Source organism: Bacillus cereus group sp. N11 (assembly GCF_016483605.1).
GTDB classification, from domain to species: Bacteria; Bacillota; Bacilli; order Bacillales; family Bacillaceae_G; genus Bacillus_A; species Bacillus_A toyonensis.
The window spans coordinates 188107-204404 of sequence record NZ_JAEHBN010000009.1 but is presented as its reverse complement, the minus strand read 5'-3'; the positions used below and the strand labels follow the sequence as shown (position 1 = coordinate 204404).

Genomic DNA, 16298 nt, shown 5'->3' with positions numbered 1-16298 from the left:
TCGTCTTGGGGGTATTTGCTTTTCTTAGCTTGATAGCGATGAGGTGCAAAGCGTTTTTTCAAGAAAGCTTTGCAGTTTTTTCATGTTTCAAAGCCCCGTGTGATTACAGTGGACAAAAACCCGACCTATCCTATAGCGATTGAAGAGTTGAAGACAGAGAAAAAGATGCCTGTAGGCATCCAAATAAGGCAGGTAAAATACCTTAATAACATTGTAGAGCAAGATCATCGTTTTATTAAAAAGAGAGTTCGTTCAATGTTAGGATTGAAATCTTTTCGTACAGCTAAATCTATTCTTTCAGGAATAGAAGCGATGCATATCATTAAAAAAGGCCAACTTATTTTACGGGACAAGTCTGTCCAAAATGAAGTGAAGTTTATTCATCAACTATTCGGAATGGCTGCATAAGAATAGATGCCATTAGGAATATATATACCTCTTTCAAATAAATGCAATCTTTGCACCAGAACCGTTTGAAGTGCATTTTTATCTATAGTTTTATTTATAATTAGAATTTGTCAAAAAGGATATAAAACATAATATACTTACATTGACTATAAGCGCAAATATAGTCATAAAATCATTTAAAGGCATTAGTAGAAAGAAGAGTGTAAATATTGCTGAAACAAGTGGAATAAATTTTTGTGAATTACTTATCTCTTTATTTTTATGTAGCTGATAAGATTTTAAAAAGATGATCAATAAAACAAAAGATGTCGGAACTAATACTAAATGTCCCCAACCATCTTCAATAAACCATGGTAAAGAGCGCATTCGTGATGTGAAAATAAATAAATTTAATATTAACATACTAGCTATTATAATATTTAAACGCGAAATGATTGCTATTTTCTTCATTTTAATTACTCCCCAAAATTTAATTTATTTAAGATTTTTGCTGTGACATCAATCAAAGATTACTTAATAAGTTTTTTCAGGTGAATCTATTATAATTATTTTGTTATTTCTATAAATCTTTTTTCAAGTTCATTTAATTCAAATGAACTACATATTCTATGATTTTCTTTGTTTAAAATTCGGTAATGTTGAGAAAGGATGTTTTGTTGTATTTTATAACCATTCAACTCTTTTATTTCTCGCCACCATAGTTTTCCTCCTAAAGTCTTTGGGAAACTATTATTATAATTTGTAAAAGCAATTGTTTTGATAATCTCGTTAATATCGTCTCCAAAAGTCATATGGACTATATCGCTATCTTCAAAAAGAGTGACCACACACACTGCGCCTGTCCATGTGAGACTGCGTCTCCCTTTTTCTATTTCTATTAAGGTTTTTTTGGATAAACCGATAATTTCAGACATTTTATCTTGTGATAAATCATTTTCAATACGAATAAGTTTTAATTTTTCATTTACTAACTGAATAAATTCTTGTTTATTCATAATATCTCTCCTTTTCTTATGGTGTAATTTTACACTATAAGAGTGTTTTTTTCTATATTAATGTAATTTCACACTTTTATTTTGTGATATTTATTTTTTAAAAACAGGAGTTCCACCACATCGCTATCAAACTAATAAAAAGAAATACCCTCAAAATGAAAAAAATACGTTATTCTTTCTGTAGAGTCATAGGAAATGATGGCGTTTTTTATGTCTGTTTCTGTGTCTGACGAATTACAACTATTTGCTCAAGAGATTCAAAGTTTTTTATCTCCAAATACCTTACAGGATCTTGCTAGAGATGTTGGTTTTGTACAACGAACCAGTAAGTACCAAGCAAAAGATTTAGTAGCTTTATGTGTATGGGTGAGCCAAAATGTAGCTATGACTTCTTTAACTCATTTATCTAGCTGTTTAGAAGCATCGACAGAAGTACTCATCAGTCCTGAGGGACTGAATCAACAGTTTAATAAGGCGGCCGTCCAACTTTTACAACACCTACTAGCCGAACTACTAAGTAAAAAATTGGCCGCATCTATGCCGATTTCTTCTCCATACACTTCTGTTTTCAAGCGTATTCGTATTTTAGATTCAACTGCATTTCAACTCCCGGATGTATTTTCATCGGTTTATCCAGGTGCAGGAGGATGCAGCCATACAGCTGGGATAAAAATTCAACTTGAGTATGATTTGTTAAGTGGACAGTTCCTACATATTCATACAGGTCCAGGTAAACAACATGATCATACTTACGGCTCTCTGTGTGCCCCAACTGTGACAGCGAATGATTTATGTATCCGAGATTTAGGTTATTTTCATTTAAAAGACCTTCAATATATACAAGATAAAGAGGCCTACTATATCTCTCGTATCAAGTCGAATACACGTATTTATCAAAAAAATTCTAATCCTGATTATTTTCAAGACGGAAGAATTAAGAAAGGTACAGAGTATATACAGATAGATATGGAGACGGTAATGAACTCCCTTCAACCAGGACAAACATGTGAAATAGCTGATGCTTATGTAGGAATGATTGATAAAGTGCCAGCTCGTGTAATTGTTCATAGATTAACAAAACAACAGCAACAAAAACGATTACAAGATCAAGCTGTAAAAGAAAAAAAAAAGAAAGGAATGAAGTATTCTCCTCGTAGTAAACGACTCAGTGGTATCAATGTATATATGACAAACACCCCTACAGATATTGTCCCGATGGGACAGGTACATGACTGGTATTCTTTGCGTTGGCAAATCGAAATTTTATTGAAAACGTGGAAGTCGTTCTTTCAAATTCATCATTGTAAAAAGATAAAGCCAAAACGATTGGAGTGCCATTTATATGGTCAATTGATTGCCATTCTACTCTGTTCTTCTATCATGTTTCAAATGCGCCAATTGCTCCTCATGAAGAAAAAACGAGAGCTTAGTGAGTATAAAGCCATATATATGATTAAAGTCTATTTTCTTCTTATATTCCAAACTATACAAAAAAACACCCAAGAGCTATCAAAGGTGTTACTTCGCCTGTTCAATCTCCTACAGCAAAACGGGCGAAAATCCCATAGGTATGAGAAGAAAACAGTCTTTGATATATTAGGTGTCGTTTATAATTGTACCATGTCTGATAACCAAGCAGCTTAATTCAAAAAAGGAAACCCGTTAGGGTTTATTTCGTATGCAAATCTTTAAAGCATCTACGTATAGACTTTCGAAAAAAAGAAACAACCTTGCGCTTATCATTGACGTTACACGGGCTTAGCTTGATAGCGATGGGGTGGTACCCCTATATAAGAAAAAACTAACATCGCCGGCAACCCTGATGGTCACAAATACAAAATAAGAAAATTCACATTATTTACTTGCGGAAATAGGTGGAGCCGTAAGAACTACGTCATTATCTTTTAACTGTACGCGAAAAATATATACAGGTTGAGAAAAACCTTTTGTATCAGTGGCGTGCTCTAAATTATACTCTGTAATGAATAATGTCTCACCCTCAAATTCTTCACCCGCTCCGAAAGGTCCCATAGGATAAATGTCTCCATGTTTCAGTTTTTGAAATGCTTCTTTTGGAGAAATAATTTCGACGTCTCGCACTTTTTGACCTTTGGAATCGTAAACAGGCATTTTTTTACCTTCATTACTTAACTCTAGTGATGTTTTTATAGTGACATGAGACATATCTGTTTTTCCATACGGATCAAATGGCATATTACCAAATTCCTTCATTTGATATGAAACAATTATTCCAAGTGCGACGAAGCTTACTGCAGTGGGTAAGATTAAATATTTGACTATTTGTTTGTGTGATTCCTTTTTTTTCAAAAAAATAAGAACTATATTTAATATACAATACCCTAACATCATTCCTATGGTATTGTGAAGTAAATCGTCTAGTTCCGCACTTCCACGAAGTGTTATAAATTGAAGAGTTTCAATAAATAAAGATGTTGTAATTGAACTGATTAACATCCATTTTGCTTTTAAAAAAACTTCACTAAATAGAGGTAATAAAATCCCTAACGGAAACAGCATACCTATATTAACGATGATATGAAAAAAAGAATTAAATGAAAATTGATTCCATGCTTGTTGATACTGGCTCAGTACATCGAAATCAATTGTTCTTACAAAGATATTCTCAGCTGAACGACCAAATGTGGTAGCTATTATTAAAAGGGAATAATATCCTATTATTAATATAAGTAATATAATTTGTCGTTTAGTAAATTTTTTTTCTCGTTCATTAATAAAATTCATTTTACACCTCTTTAGAATAATATATATTTTATCTGCCATGGAAATCCCCTCCAAATTTACATACTAAGAATGAGAGTTGATAGATGATGCCTGCCGACATTTTTACTTTTTTTAAAACACGAAACTATACCATTAATTGATGGTATAGTTTCGTGTTTCCTTATTTAAACTGTAATACTTGGTCGAATGTTTTAAGCACTAAAAAAACTTGATATCGCACCACAAGTTTTTCATGAGTGTTTCTGTTACTTATTGTAATAGTAAGATGATTTTTCTCATATTGAATTACCTTTCATTTTACTTACATGTTTGTAATATTTCTGAAAATACAGTTTATAAAGTCCGCAGTAATGATTCTTTTTTTGGGAGATAGCAAAGAGGGATTTTTTATATGCACTTTACTATACCGAACTAGGGCCTGTGTAGCAATGGAATTAAATTACGCAACAAGCATTAGCGGACATCAAAAATGATAAAAATAACATAATTAACAAGTATATCTATATTGAGAAATTAATTACAAAAACAGCTATAAATGATTCGAAATCAGAAAGTAAACTTTTACCCATTTGTTTACTTTCAAATTCACTTATAGAAGAAACTCATCCAAAATGGAAGAGTGGAGAAATAACAGCTGTTATGTTTATGGAAATGTTAGAACTAAAGAAAAACACGTTTTATAAAATAATGAAGGAATATGAAGAAGCAAAGTAGTGCCTTTCCTATAAGAAATGCTACTTTACCCCTGGTTATAAGAACGCTGGTACTTCCCCTTTATGTGAGGACTTAACCGACTCCTGATGATTTGAAATTTTCATATCAAAAAATACCGAGCACCCTCTGCTCGGCATTTTCTAGTTCTTAGTCCTCTTTCGGAAGAACAATTCCTTTATACAATTGAACTGTAATGCAGTAGTAAATCGCGTAAATGACTACGAAAATAACAATCGGAAGCCAAATACGGAAGTACGGATCAATTATAAAACGTTCAAAGATGTTCATACCTACTAATACGTGAGCGATACCCACAATTGCTGGGAATAGGAACACTAAGAATAACTCTTTATAAATAGACTTCGTTAATAATTCACGGCGAACACCGATTTTACGAAGCATTTGGTAACGTGTAATATCTTTTGATGCACCAGAGAGAATTTTAAACATTAAGCAACTTGCCATCATCGCTAAAAAAGCAATTCCTAAGAAGAAGCCCATGAATACCGTTCCGCTGGCAAAGCCATAAAACATACTATAACCTGCATATTTACTATTAAGCATTTCAGCTTTTATATTTTTATATTTAGCTAGTTGCAACTCGTCAATTTTTTTCCATTCTTTTTGGGATGTTAAGAAATTCTCTACTTTTCCAAGTAATGCAACGCCCTCTTTACCTTGCAAACTATCATACATTTTTTTATCTACAATTTTGATGGTTTGATTAGGGTGTACATAACCGGGTTGAATCGTTCTTAATGCAGTATCCCACTCCTTAGGAATTACATTATCCGATTTCTCCTGACTAAAACTCGAAATAGCACCTACTGATAACTCTCCAGAAACTCGTTTGAATTTATCGAGATCTTTCTTTTCTTTAGCACCTTTTAAGTCTTGTACTAAAGGACGATTTTTCTCTAAATCTTCTTTTAAATAATACACATATTTATCATCTGTTTTGTAACGATATTCACTTTTCTCTTTAAATGTAATACCATCTAAAATTTTCTTTTCTGCTGCGGTTGGATTATGAATCGCTACATCATAAATCATCCAACGATCTACAGTAAGCATGACGTTATTTTTAAAAGCCATACCGCCTGAAATTGCACCCGCTCCAAGTGCAATTAACATCGTTACTGTCGCTAGTACCTTTGTTAAGCTATTAATACGGAAATTTAATTGTGCAAATGTAAAGGCATTAAGTCCTTTTTCACTACGCTTTTTATTGCTTTTTAGTTTGTTAATGATAAGTGGTAGGAACGTTCCAAATAACAGGTAAGTTCCTGATGTCACGGTAATTAACGCAATAATAATTCCCTTCTGTTCTAATTCATTCATGTAAATCATCGAAGCATAACCAATTGCTAATAATACAATTCCAAGAACTGCGACTATTACTGTCATCTTCCCTTTAAACACAACACGTTCTGTTTGTGCATCCGCATGTACAAGTTGTAATACTGAAATACGTGATAATTTAATACTATTCATAATGGCAGATAACACAAATAGTGCAAAGAAGAACATACAAGTAACAGTCATTGATGGAACATAAAATGCCTGATAACCGCCTGCAGTAAACTCAAGTTGCTTCATAAGTAACTGCCCAATTCCTTGTGCAAGTCCTACACCAACTGCAATTCCAATAATAAGAGATACGATCCCAATAATAATTGTTTCGATAAACATAAGTAGTGTAATCTTATGTTTTTTTGCTCCTAACATCATATACATACCAAATTCTTTTTGACGAAGTGATAGTAAGAAAGAATTCGCATACAAAATGTAGAAGAATGTGATGATTGCTAATAGTACCGTACCAGCATGAAAGACGAATACAATATGACCAATAGTAGAATTCGCTTTAAGAAACGCTTCATTAAGTCCCAGCGTTTGAAACATGTAAAAAATCGAAATTGATATGACAAGACCAACAAGTAAGACGATATAATCTTTTAGCTTACTTGTTAGTCCTGACATGGAAAGCTTAAATAACATGCTTGAACCTCCTTTCTTATGCTTTTTGTGTACCTAAGTCTGCAAGCACATCTAAAATTTCTTTATAGAACGCCTCACGCGTACCAGTGCGGTGAATTTCTTTATATAATTCGCCATCTTGAATAAATAAAATACGTCTGCAGTAACTTGCACTAAACGGATCATGTGTAACCATCATAATGGAAACACCTTGTGCTTCATTTAGATTTGTCATCGCCTCTAAAAGACTCGTTGCGTTTTTAGAATCAAGTGAACCTGTTGGCTCATCCCCTAAAATAATGGCTGGTTCATGTACAAGCGCACGGGCTGCTGCTGAACGCTGTTTTTGTCCACCAGATACTTCAGATGGATACTTTTGAAGTATTCCTGAAATCCCTAACATTTCCGCTACTTTTTCTACTTTTGGTCCAATCTTACGCGATGGAACACCTTGTAGTGAAAGTGGCAGTGCAATATTTTCGTAAATTGATAGGTTTTCTAGTAAGTTAAAGTCTTGGAAGATGAATCCCAATTTTTGAGAACGGAAATCAGATAACTCACCTTGCTTCATCTTCGTAATATCCGTACCTGCAATTTCAACAACACCACCTGTTGCTTTATCCAATGTTGAAATTACATTTAGTAACGTTGTTTTTCCTGAACCAGATGGTCCCATGATGCCAACAAATTCACCCTCTTGAATTGAGAACGACACACCTTTTAATGCGTGTGATTGGTTTTCGCCTTTTTTACCGTATACTTTTTGGACGTTTTTAACGACTACAACTGGTTTGTTCATATATAGCCTCCTACACTTGTTTTTTCTTTCCCTATTCTGCGTTTTTTCGACATAATCCGCCATTGGTTAACCTTACATTTACCTTACACTTTTGTAATGTACAAAAATACCTCTATATCCCCGTATATGAAATACATGGATATAGAGGTATTGCTTCTTTTACATATAAAGTTTACATAACCTATCAATATAAATAATCAACGATGCATAAAACTTTTGTTATGGGGGTAATTAAAGATATTAGCTTGATGGCAATTCGGCTGAATCCCATAGATAAGTATTGTGCCCGCTTTTGTAGATGTAGATAGCAATATTGTTAAAAATGCATGTTATCTGCATTTAATCTTTATATAAAACTTATATCATATAAATACACTCAGAAATTGTTACAGAATTTCTAGACAGTTATGGAAGGAGAAATTTCTCAATTTATTGTCTCCATTTATATTTGTAAGAGTTTTGTAACATTCACGATATTTTTTTACTAAAAAAAAGTCTATTGAATTGTAAACATATTATCCAAAAACAAGTTGACTCAGAAGGGACTTTTTTATGAACAATAAAATAATCATACTTCTTATACTGATTTATATAGGTTTAGCATCAGTTTATTTTGTATTGAGTTCAAGTATAAAAGGAACAATGTATGAAGATACGAAAAAATTAGCACTATTAGACAAGCAAGGGCAGGAATTAAATGCTCAAATTACGCTTGAAGGAAAAGAGAATAATCAAGTAGTGAAAGAAAAGTTAGATTGAGCTGTAAGAAACATACACATATGGTCACAATCTAAAGAAAAGATATTAACTTGACTCATAACGAATTTGAAATACGAACATATGTAATGCCAAATCAAGGTATAGTTCCTACGTGATAGTAGTTAATTACAAAAATATGGGGCTATGAATTTGTTGGTGATGGCTGTATAGTAAATTGCGATATAAATGGGGAGATAAATGTAAGAGTGTTATTACCATTGTTCGAGCGAGTTATAAATTGGAGGAGAAAGTGTGAAAAGAGGAATTGTATTAAAATTATTTATGTTAACAACCGTGTTATGTATGTTGATCTTGGCAATCATTTTTGTTGGACAAACGATATTCTTTAAACAATTTTATGCGAATAAAAAAGTAGAAGATATCAAAACAAACATGAGATCTTTTGAAACAGGTTATTTAAATAGCGGAGGAAATTCACAAGCCATTCAAAAGTTAGAACAAGACTTTTATCGAGAGCATAATACATGGATTACTACATTAGATGGTAATGGGAGCTTAAAGAATGTAAATGATTTTTATATAGAAGTAACATTAAAGCAGTCTAAAAATAAAGAAAGTCAATTCGCTAATTCTACAATTACCATACCATTGTATAATTTAAAAAGTGAGCACGATATTTCAGATAACATGTTCCCTTTAGGAGAATCAATTTCTTTGGTAGGTATAGAAAAAAATGCTGCGTTCTTTCCTTATAGTTTAAGCATAGAAAGAAGCGGTACGCAGTTGGGAAATGCGCCATTAGATAAAAAAGTGGATGAAATTATCAAAAAAACTAGAAAGAAACATCCGCCTGCAGACATGCCTGAAGGTATATCTGATTATGAAAAAAAAATGATCAAAGGAAAAGAACAGGCTGAATTTGAAAAAGTATTGGCCAAAGCATTACCTGAAAAATATCTAAATGGGAAAATTACAAAGGTCCAAATTTCAGATAGGAAGGACCAATCGAATTTTGTTTATACAAATAACGTGTTTATGGAAAAGATACAGGAGTTTCAGGCAAACTTATTGCTAAATGAAAAGAATCCTAACTATGATTCATTACAAGAAATCGATTATGAGCAGAATAATATTAAATATAAGTTCATAATAAAACCGATAAAGGATAAAAGCGGTGCAATAACATACATTTTCTCAATGACTTCGTTGCAGCCAGTTGATGAAGCTGTACAAATGATACAAGAGTATTATGTCTATATTATTATGTTTGTGTTGCTTCTTATTTTTCTAGCTTCTTTTTACTATTCAAAAAAGATTGCAAAGCCCTTATTACAAATAAACAAGACAACCAAAAAAATTGTAAACTTAGACTTTTCGGAAAGGGTACCAGTCATGTCAAAAGATGAAATTGGTGATTTAGCTCAAAATATTAATGTACTTTCAAATACATTACATTCACATATTGAGCAGTTACACCGAGATATAGAGAAAGAAAAGCAATTAGAACACACAAGAAAAGAATTTATTTCAGGGGTATCGCATGAGCTAAAGACACCTCTAAGTATTATGAAAAGTTGTATTTCTATCTTAAAAGATGGTGTTGCAAGTCATAAGAAAGAGTATTACTTTAAGGCAATGGAAAAAGAAGTGGATAAGATGGATATGTTAATTGTGGATATGCTTGAGTTAGCAAAATTTGAATCTGGTACGTATAAAATGCAGATGGATGCTTTTTGCATTGACAAAGCCATTACGCAGATATGTGAACAATTATCTTTAGAGATAACAAAAAAGCAATTACATGTTCACACACATCTTGCTGCAACTGAAGTCATTGCAAATTACCATCGTATAGAACAAGTACTCACAAACTTTATCACGAATGCTATTCGTTACACGCCAGAAAAAGAAAATATTATTATTTCTACAATAGATGAGCCAAGTCGCATAAAGGTTTGTATCGAAAATAAAGGTGCCCATATTGAAGAAGATCAATTAGATAAAATTTGGGATCGCTTTTACCGAGTTGATACAGCTCGTCAACGTTCACAAGGTGGAACAGGTCTTGGACTTGCCATTTCAAAAAACATTTTAGAACTTCATGGAGCTGAGTATGGGGTATATAATACCGTAGATGGTGTGCTATTTTATTTCTATTTACAGAAAAAAGTGTAGAATATATGTTCTACACTTTTTTTATTTATTTTGATAATGTGTTTGTCTTTTCCTTAACGTAAAGAAAATAGATTCATTTGTGTTTAAAAGTGCATAATCCCCCAAATAATATAGTGGGTTCTGGTGCAAAAAGATACTAATTTATTTAATACGTAGCTGTGTTTCAGCATCAAAGAAATGTACTTGGTCCATGTTAAATACAAGTTGCATAGCTTCGCCTGTTTGATAATCATTACGTGTATCTAAACGTGCAATGAAGGATTGATTGTGTAACGTAGCATAAATCATCGATTCGGCTCCAAGCAATTCCGCCACTTCAATTTTTATATTTATCATATTATCAGGCAATGTTTCTAATATACTTGGCTCATCATAGATATGTTCCGGACGAATGCCAAGAATTATGTTTTTATTTTCATATCCTTGTTCACGTAGTGCTTCTAATTTTTTTTCGGGAATACTTAGTTTGATATGACCTAAAATAAATTTTCCATTCTCCACTTTTCCCCTAAAGAAATTCATGGCTGGTGAACCAATAAAGCCACCGACAAATACATTTTCAGGATGTTCATATACTTCTTTTGGTGTACCTACTTGTTGTATCCACCCGTCTTTCATAACTACCAGGCGCGTTGCCATTGTCATCGCCTCTGTTTGATCATGTGTCACATAAATAGTTGTTGTTTGTAAACGATGATGGAGCTTTGAAATTTCAGAGCGCATGGTAACACGTAGTTTTGCATCTAGATTTGATAATGGCTCATCCATTAAAAATACTTTTGCATCACGTACAATGGCGCGCCCTAAAGCAACACGTTGTCTCTGACCACCGGATAACGCGTTTGGTTTCCTTTTTAAAAGTTCTTCTAATCCGAGAATTCTTGCTGCATCGTGAACACGACGCTCAATTTCGTCTTTTGGTAACTTACGAATTTTCAAGCCAAATGCCATATTATCATACACGGTCATGTGAGGATAGAGGGCATAATTTTGGAAAACCATTGCGATGTCACGATCCTTTGGTGGTACGTCATTCACATATTTTTCGTCAATGTATAAATCTCCTTGTGAAATGTCCTCTAATCCAGCAATCATACGTAAAGTGGTCGACTTGCCACATCCAGAAGGACCAACAAATACTATAAATTCTTTGTCTTGAATATGAAGATTAAAATCCTCTACCGCCGGCACGTTATTGTCATATATTTTATAAATATTTTTTAATACTACCTCTGTCATGTTTTTACCTCCTGTAATAAAAGAACTATATATGTTTTTATCATTTTTGTTTTCCTTGTATTTTTAAATATATCGTATGAATTCAAAATTTACGTATTCATGTTGAACCTTAAACGCTTTTTCTCATCTACCCGAACGAACAATAATACTTCAGAAACTCTATTGGATAAATTGAGGAGACCAGTCTTTATTTCAACCTATGAGAGCAGTATAAAAAGGCATGGTTCCTTGGGCTTAAGAAATAAAATAAGAGAAACTACCATTCAATTTTGTGCAGTTCCTCTTATTTATCGTGGGCTTTTAGTCCCCTTTGTCATCGTATATGACATGGTTTATTGAGTACGTCATCTTATTTAGTAGGAGTAGTTACATTTATTTTTGGTTACTTTCCTTCTGAGAAATCATGTCCATAGAAAATGTTATAAAACGAGAAACTTCTACTGAATTCACTTCTTTCCCTGCCTTCTCAATCGGTTGATCTAGAGCCAAATATATGTCTCTTTCTTCAAAAGTAGGTTTAATAAGGAAAGTTTCTTTTTGGATTGTAACTTGATAAAAGTCCCTCTTCAGTGGGTCTTTTGCACTTGGATCTGGTTTGATTACTTCTTTTTTTATGTCTATTCCCTTTTTTTCCGCCATAGCTTGGTTCCATACTGTAAATTCCGGTTCCGCAACCTCATCTAGATACGCTATGATTTCTTCATCGCTAATTTCTTGCTTTTTCGCTACTTTACTTTGTAGTTTTTTAGCAACAGTTGTTTTCACATTTTTTCTAAACTCAGGAATTTTCTCTTTCAGTTTTTCATAGAAATCATCCACTTCATTGGCTTCTTTTTTGAACTCTTCAAGAGTATAGAAGCCCTTATTCCCTACAAATATCCCTTTAAATAGAACCTCTTTACTATCTGGTTTCACATAAAACTCCCAACCACCTAATACTTTTCCTTCAAAATGCACTTTATAGTATTCTTTCATATTTTTATCTGCTAAATTTGGATTGGGTTTTGTAACTTCTGCTGTTAATGAAACCGTGTAATCTTGTTTGTCTTTTTGATAATAACTTTTTATTTCAGGGACCGAATTAAACAATACGTCAACAATTTCTTGATCTTCTTTTGAGAGTGTATCTTCTATAGAGAGTTTGGTTTCCTCAACAGGTGATTCCTTTTTATTCGCACTCGTATCTCGATCATCTTTTGAAAGTTCAACAGATGACTCTTTTTTCTCTGCATTCGTATTTTGAGCAACAGGTTTCACCGGATTCTCATCACCTTTGTTACTACATGCAACCATACCAGTTAGTAATATACCGCTACATAACATCAAAATCATTTTATTCCTCTTCAATTCTAATCCCCACTTTGCTAGTTATTTTCACTTTAATTGCTATTACCTGTCGTGAAATATATACAGATTATTCGTTTATAAATGTCGTCACTCGATTTTGAATCAGCGCTGCTACGTCCTTAGCTGATTTTTGGCTACTAAAGTAAGGCTTGGACTCCTCAGCAATAATGGATTCAATTTTAGTACTTTGTGGGCTCTGGACGCTTATTTCAGCAACCATTTTCTCTAACCCTTGCATATCATTCTCGGTAACGTTAATAGAACTATTTGGATGCTCCAGTTTTCCTTTTTCCTTCAATGTTTTGATTTGCTGTTCATATACAGCTTTATTAATTGGAAATGCATTCGCTTTACTTTGGACCTCATCAGACATTAAAAACTTAAGAAAATCCCACGATTCCTTTTTAACCGGTGATTTCGCATTTATACCTACTGTTGTGTACGGTGTAAAAGCAACTCCCTTTTTTTGTCCAGCTATATGTGGTTTTTGATATACCTTTGTCCCTGTTATACCAAATGCAGCTCCCGTACTGAAATAGTCTTCTACCGACATGATCATTGGTAGAAGGTTAAAATACGCTTCTCCTAAATTAACAGGATCTGCAGTGGCTATTTTCTCGTCATACATCTTCTTTACGTCTTCCAGCATCTGTACAAATAAATCAGACTCGAACTTTGCTTTTCCACTAGCTTTATCTACTAGCTCATTGTAATGATCTTGCACCAGAAATTGCAGCATTTGTTCCGGAGGAGTATTCCCAATAACCTTTTTATCTGTTCCTTTGCTTGATAACTCTTTTCCAATGCTTGTGAACTCACTCCAAGTCCACTCTTTGTCATTCACTTTTACTCCAGATTGTTGTATCGCTGTATCGTCCCCAAGCAAGCCACTTAACCAAAAATATAATGGAATACCATAAAGTTTTTGGTTTGTTTTTGAATTATCTAAAACGTTATTAAAATATTGATTTTTATCAAAAGATTTATCCTGTTCCATCATTTCACTTAAGTCTGTAAGTAATCCTTTCTTCACATACTTGTCCGCAGGTAAGCTGTCTAGTACAATCACATCGGACCCTTTACCTGATAAAAATTCTGTATTCACCTTACTAATCGTTTTCTCTATGGAGGTCTCATCTATCTTTGATCCTTCTCCTTTGGATCCACTTTCATCTGATCTACTTTCTGGAAATGCTCCTTTTATCTGGATGTCTATTTTAGGATTCTTTTGTTCATATAGTTTCTCGGCCTGTTTTAGGGACCTTGTGTCACCTAAAGTCGACACTTCGACTATCGTTTTTCCATCTTTTGTTTTTCTTTCACCTTTGCTATCACTATTTCCGCAACCTGCCATGCAGCTGATTGATAGACTTGCTACTAACATCATACAAACCTTTTTCATTTTAAATTTTCTCCTTATTTTTGTTATTTTACGTATTCACGTTGAACTTCACACACTTTTTCTCATCTACCCAAACAAACAATAATACTTCGGAAACTCTATTGGGATAGATTTAGAGGGCTAGTCTGTATTTATAGGAAATCGGAATGGTTCCTTGAGCTCAAGAAGTAGAATAAGAGAAACTGCCGTTTAATTTTATGCAGTTTCTCTTACTTGTTAGGCTTTCCTATGAAACAATGCACTGTTGTCATCGTACATGACATGGTTTATTGAGTATGTTTCTGAGTAATTACATTTATTTTTTGATATCAGTTAGAACTATACTGCTACATAACATTAGAATCACTTTATTCCTCTTCAATTTTTATCCCCGTTTTGCTAGTAAATTCCACATTAATTACTACTACCTGTCGTGAAATATATACAGCTTACTCGTTTATATATGTTGTCACTCGGTTTTGAATCAGCTCTGCTACATCTTTAGCTGATTTTTGGCCATTAAAGTAAGACTTGGACTCCTCAGCAATAATGGATTCAATTTTAGTCTCTATTGGGCTCTGAACATTTATTCCAGCAACCATTTGCTCTAATCCTTGTATATCACTCTCAGTAATGTTAATAGAACCATTTGGATGCTCAAGTTTTCCTTTTTCCTTCAATATTTTGATTTGTTTTTCGTAAGCAAGTTTATTAATTGGAAATGCATTAATTTTCAGATAAAACTCTTTGGACTCCTGGCGCTCCTCAGACATTAAAAACTTAAGGAAGTCCCATGCCTCCTTTTTAACCGGAGATTTCTCATTTATACCTACTGTTGTTCGCGGTGTAAAAGCGACTCCCCTTTTCTGTCCAGCTATATGTGGTTTTTGATACATTTTTGTCCTCTCTTTCATAGCATATACAGCTCCCGTACTGAAATAGTCTTCTACCTTATTGATTGATACTAGGGAAAAATATGCTTCTTCTAAGTTCACTTGATCTGCAGTAACTATTTTCTCGTCATACATCTTCTTTACGTTTTCCAACATCTGTACAAATAACTCAGACTCGAACTTTGCTTTTCCAGTTGCTTTATCTACTAACTCAGCGTACTGATCATACACCAGAGATTGCAGCAGGTATTCTGGAGGAGTATTTCCAATAACATGTTTTTGTGTTCCTTTATTTTTCAATTCTTTTCCGATACTTGTAAACTCACTCCAAGTCCACTCTTTGTCATTCACTTTTACTCCAGATTGTTGTATCGCTGTATCGTTCGCAACTAGCCCACTTAACGAAAAAAATAATGGGATACCGTAAAGTTTTTCGTTTATTTTTGAATTATCTAAAATGTTATTAAAATATTGATTTTTATCAAAAGATTTATCCTGATCCATCATTTTACTTAAATCTGTAAGCAATCCTTTCTTCACATACTTTTCTTGTGGCAAAAAGTCTAGTACAATCACATCGGATCCTTTACCAGATAAAAATTCTGTATTCACCTTACTAATTTCTTTCTCTATGGAGATGTCGTCCTTATTCGATCCATTTTCGGAAAAATCACCTTTTATCTGGATGTCAATGTTGGGGTTCTTTTGTTCATATAGTTTCTCTGCCTGTTTTAGGCGTTCTGTATTACCTAAAGTCCACAATTCGACTATCGTTTTTCCATCTTTTGTTTTTCTTTCTCCTTTGCTATCACTATTTCCGCAACCTGCCATAAAGCTGATTGATAAGCTTGCTACTAGCATCATACAAACCTTTTTCATTTTAA

The 16298-nt window shown here is 33.4% G+C and carries 11 protein-coding genes and 3 pseudogenes; 5 read left to right on the top strand and 9 right to left on the bottom strand.

Features of this window, described 5'->3' with window-relative positions; all coding sequences use genetic code 11:
• Positions 1-45 precede the first annotated feature (45 nt).
• Positions 46-408, top strand: a pseudogene (locus tag JDS98_RS16915) (DDE-type integrase/transposase/recombinase); the annotation flags it as partial.
• A gap of 90 nt (positions 409-498) precedes the next feature.
• On the opposite strand, the gene JDS98_RS16910 reads toward JDS98_RS16915, so the two are convergent.
• The gene (locus JDS98_RS16910) at positions 499-858 is read right to left on the bottom strand and encodes a hypothetical protein (RefSeq protein ID WP_199634133.1); all 360 of its coding nucleotides are present in this window, start codon (positions 856-858) and stop codon (positions 499-501) included.
• Between the two features lie 95 nt (positions 859-953).
• Positions 954-1403, bottom strand: a complete 450-nt coding sequence (locus JDS98_RS16905; RefSeq protein ID WP_199634132.1) for a helix-turn-helix transcriptional regulator — start codon at positions 1401-1403, stop codon at positions 954-956.
• Between the two features lie 210 nt (positions 1404-1613).
• Between JDS98_RS16905 and JDS98_RS16900 the strand changes: the two genes are divergently transcribed.
• Positions 1614-3047: an IS4 family transposase gene (locus tag JDS98_RS16900; RefSeq protein WP_199634160.1), complete on the top strand. Its 1434-nt coding sequence runs from the start codon at positions 1614-1616 to the stop codon at positions 3045-3047.
• A 210-nt stretch (positions 3048-3257) separates the two neighbouring features.
• Here the strand turns inward: JDS98_RS16900 and JDS98_RS16895 are convergent, their stop codons facing one another.
• A complete protein-coding gene (locus tag JDS98_RS16895) occupies positions 3258-4166 on the bottom strand; it encodes a VanZ family protein (protein WP_199634159.1) in 909 nt (302 codons plus the stop codon).
• Positions 4167-4754: 588 nt separating this feature from the next.
• Between JDS98_RS16895 and JDS98_RS30315 the strand changes: the two are divergent.
• Positions 4755-4880 (top strand): annotated as a pseudogene (locus JDS98_RS30315) (recombinase family protein); the annotation flags it as partial.
• Between the two features lie 147 nt (positions 4881-5027).
• Here the strand turns inward: JDS98_RS30315 and JDS98_RS16890 are convergent.
• Positions 5028-6881, bottom strand: coding sequence for an FtsX-like permease family protein (locus tag JDS98_RS16890; RefSeq protein WP_199634131.1), 1854 nt, complete (start codon positions 6879-6881; stop codon positions 5028-5030).
• 16 nt (positions 6882-6897) lie between these two features.
• Positions 6898-7659: an ABC transporter ATP-binding protein gene (locus JDS98_RS16885; protein WP_199634130.1), complete on the bottom strand. Its 762-nt coding sequence runs from the start codon at positions 7657-7659 to the stop codon at positions 6898-6900.
• A 552-nt stretch (positions 7660-8211) separates the two neighbouring features.
• Between JDS98_RS16885 and JDS98_RS16880 the strand changes: the two are divergent.
• Both JDS98_RS16880 and JDS98_RS16875 read left to right on the top strand, forming a co-directional pair.
• Positions 8212-8415, top strand: a pseudogene (locus tag JDS98_RS16880) (hypothetical protein); the annotation flags it as partial.
• Between the two features lie 255 nt (positions 8416-8670).
• Positions 8671-10554, top strand: coding sequence for a sensor histidine kinase (locus JDS98_RS16875; protein WP_199634128.1), 1884 nt, complete (start codon positions 8671-8673; stop codon positions 10552-10554).
• 141 nt (positions 10555-10695) lie between these two features.
• Here the strand turns inward: JDS98_RS16875 and JDS98_RS16870 are convergent, their stop codons facing one another.
• The 4 genes from JDS98_RS16870 to JDS98_RS16855 form a co-directional block, all read right to left on the bottom strand.
• On the bottom strand, positions 10696-11793 hold the full coding sequence (locus tag JDS98_RS16870) for an ABC transporter ATP-binding protein (RefSeq protein ID WP_199634127.1): 1098 nt from the start codon (positions 11791-11793) through the stop codon (positions 10696-10698).
• 372 nt (positions 11794-12165) lie between these two features.
• Entirely contained in the window at positions 12166-13125 is a 960-nt protein-coding gene (locus JDS98_RS16865; RefSeq protein ID WP_199634126.1) for a hypothetical protein, read from the bottom strand.
• 82 nt (positions 13126-13207) lie between these two features.
• A complete protein-coding gene (locus tag JDS98_RS16860; RefSeq protein ID WP_199634125.1) occupies positions 13208-14542 on the bottom strand; it encodes an ABC transporter substrate-binding protein in 1335 nt (444 codons plus the stop codon).
• A gap of 428 nt (positions 14543-14970) precedes the next feature.
• The gene (locus tag JDS98_RS16855) at positions 14971-16293 is read right to left on the bottom strand and encodes an ABC transporter substrate-binding protein (RefSeq protein ID WP_199634124.1); all 1323 of its coding nucleotides are present in this window, start codon (positions 16291-16293) and stop codon (positions 14971-14973) included.
• Positions 16294-16298: the final 5 nt, after the last annotated feature.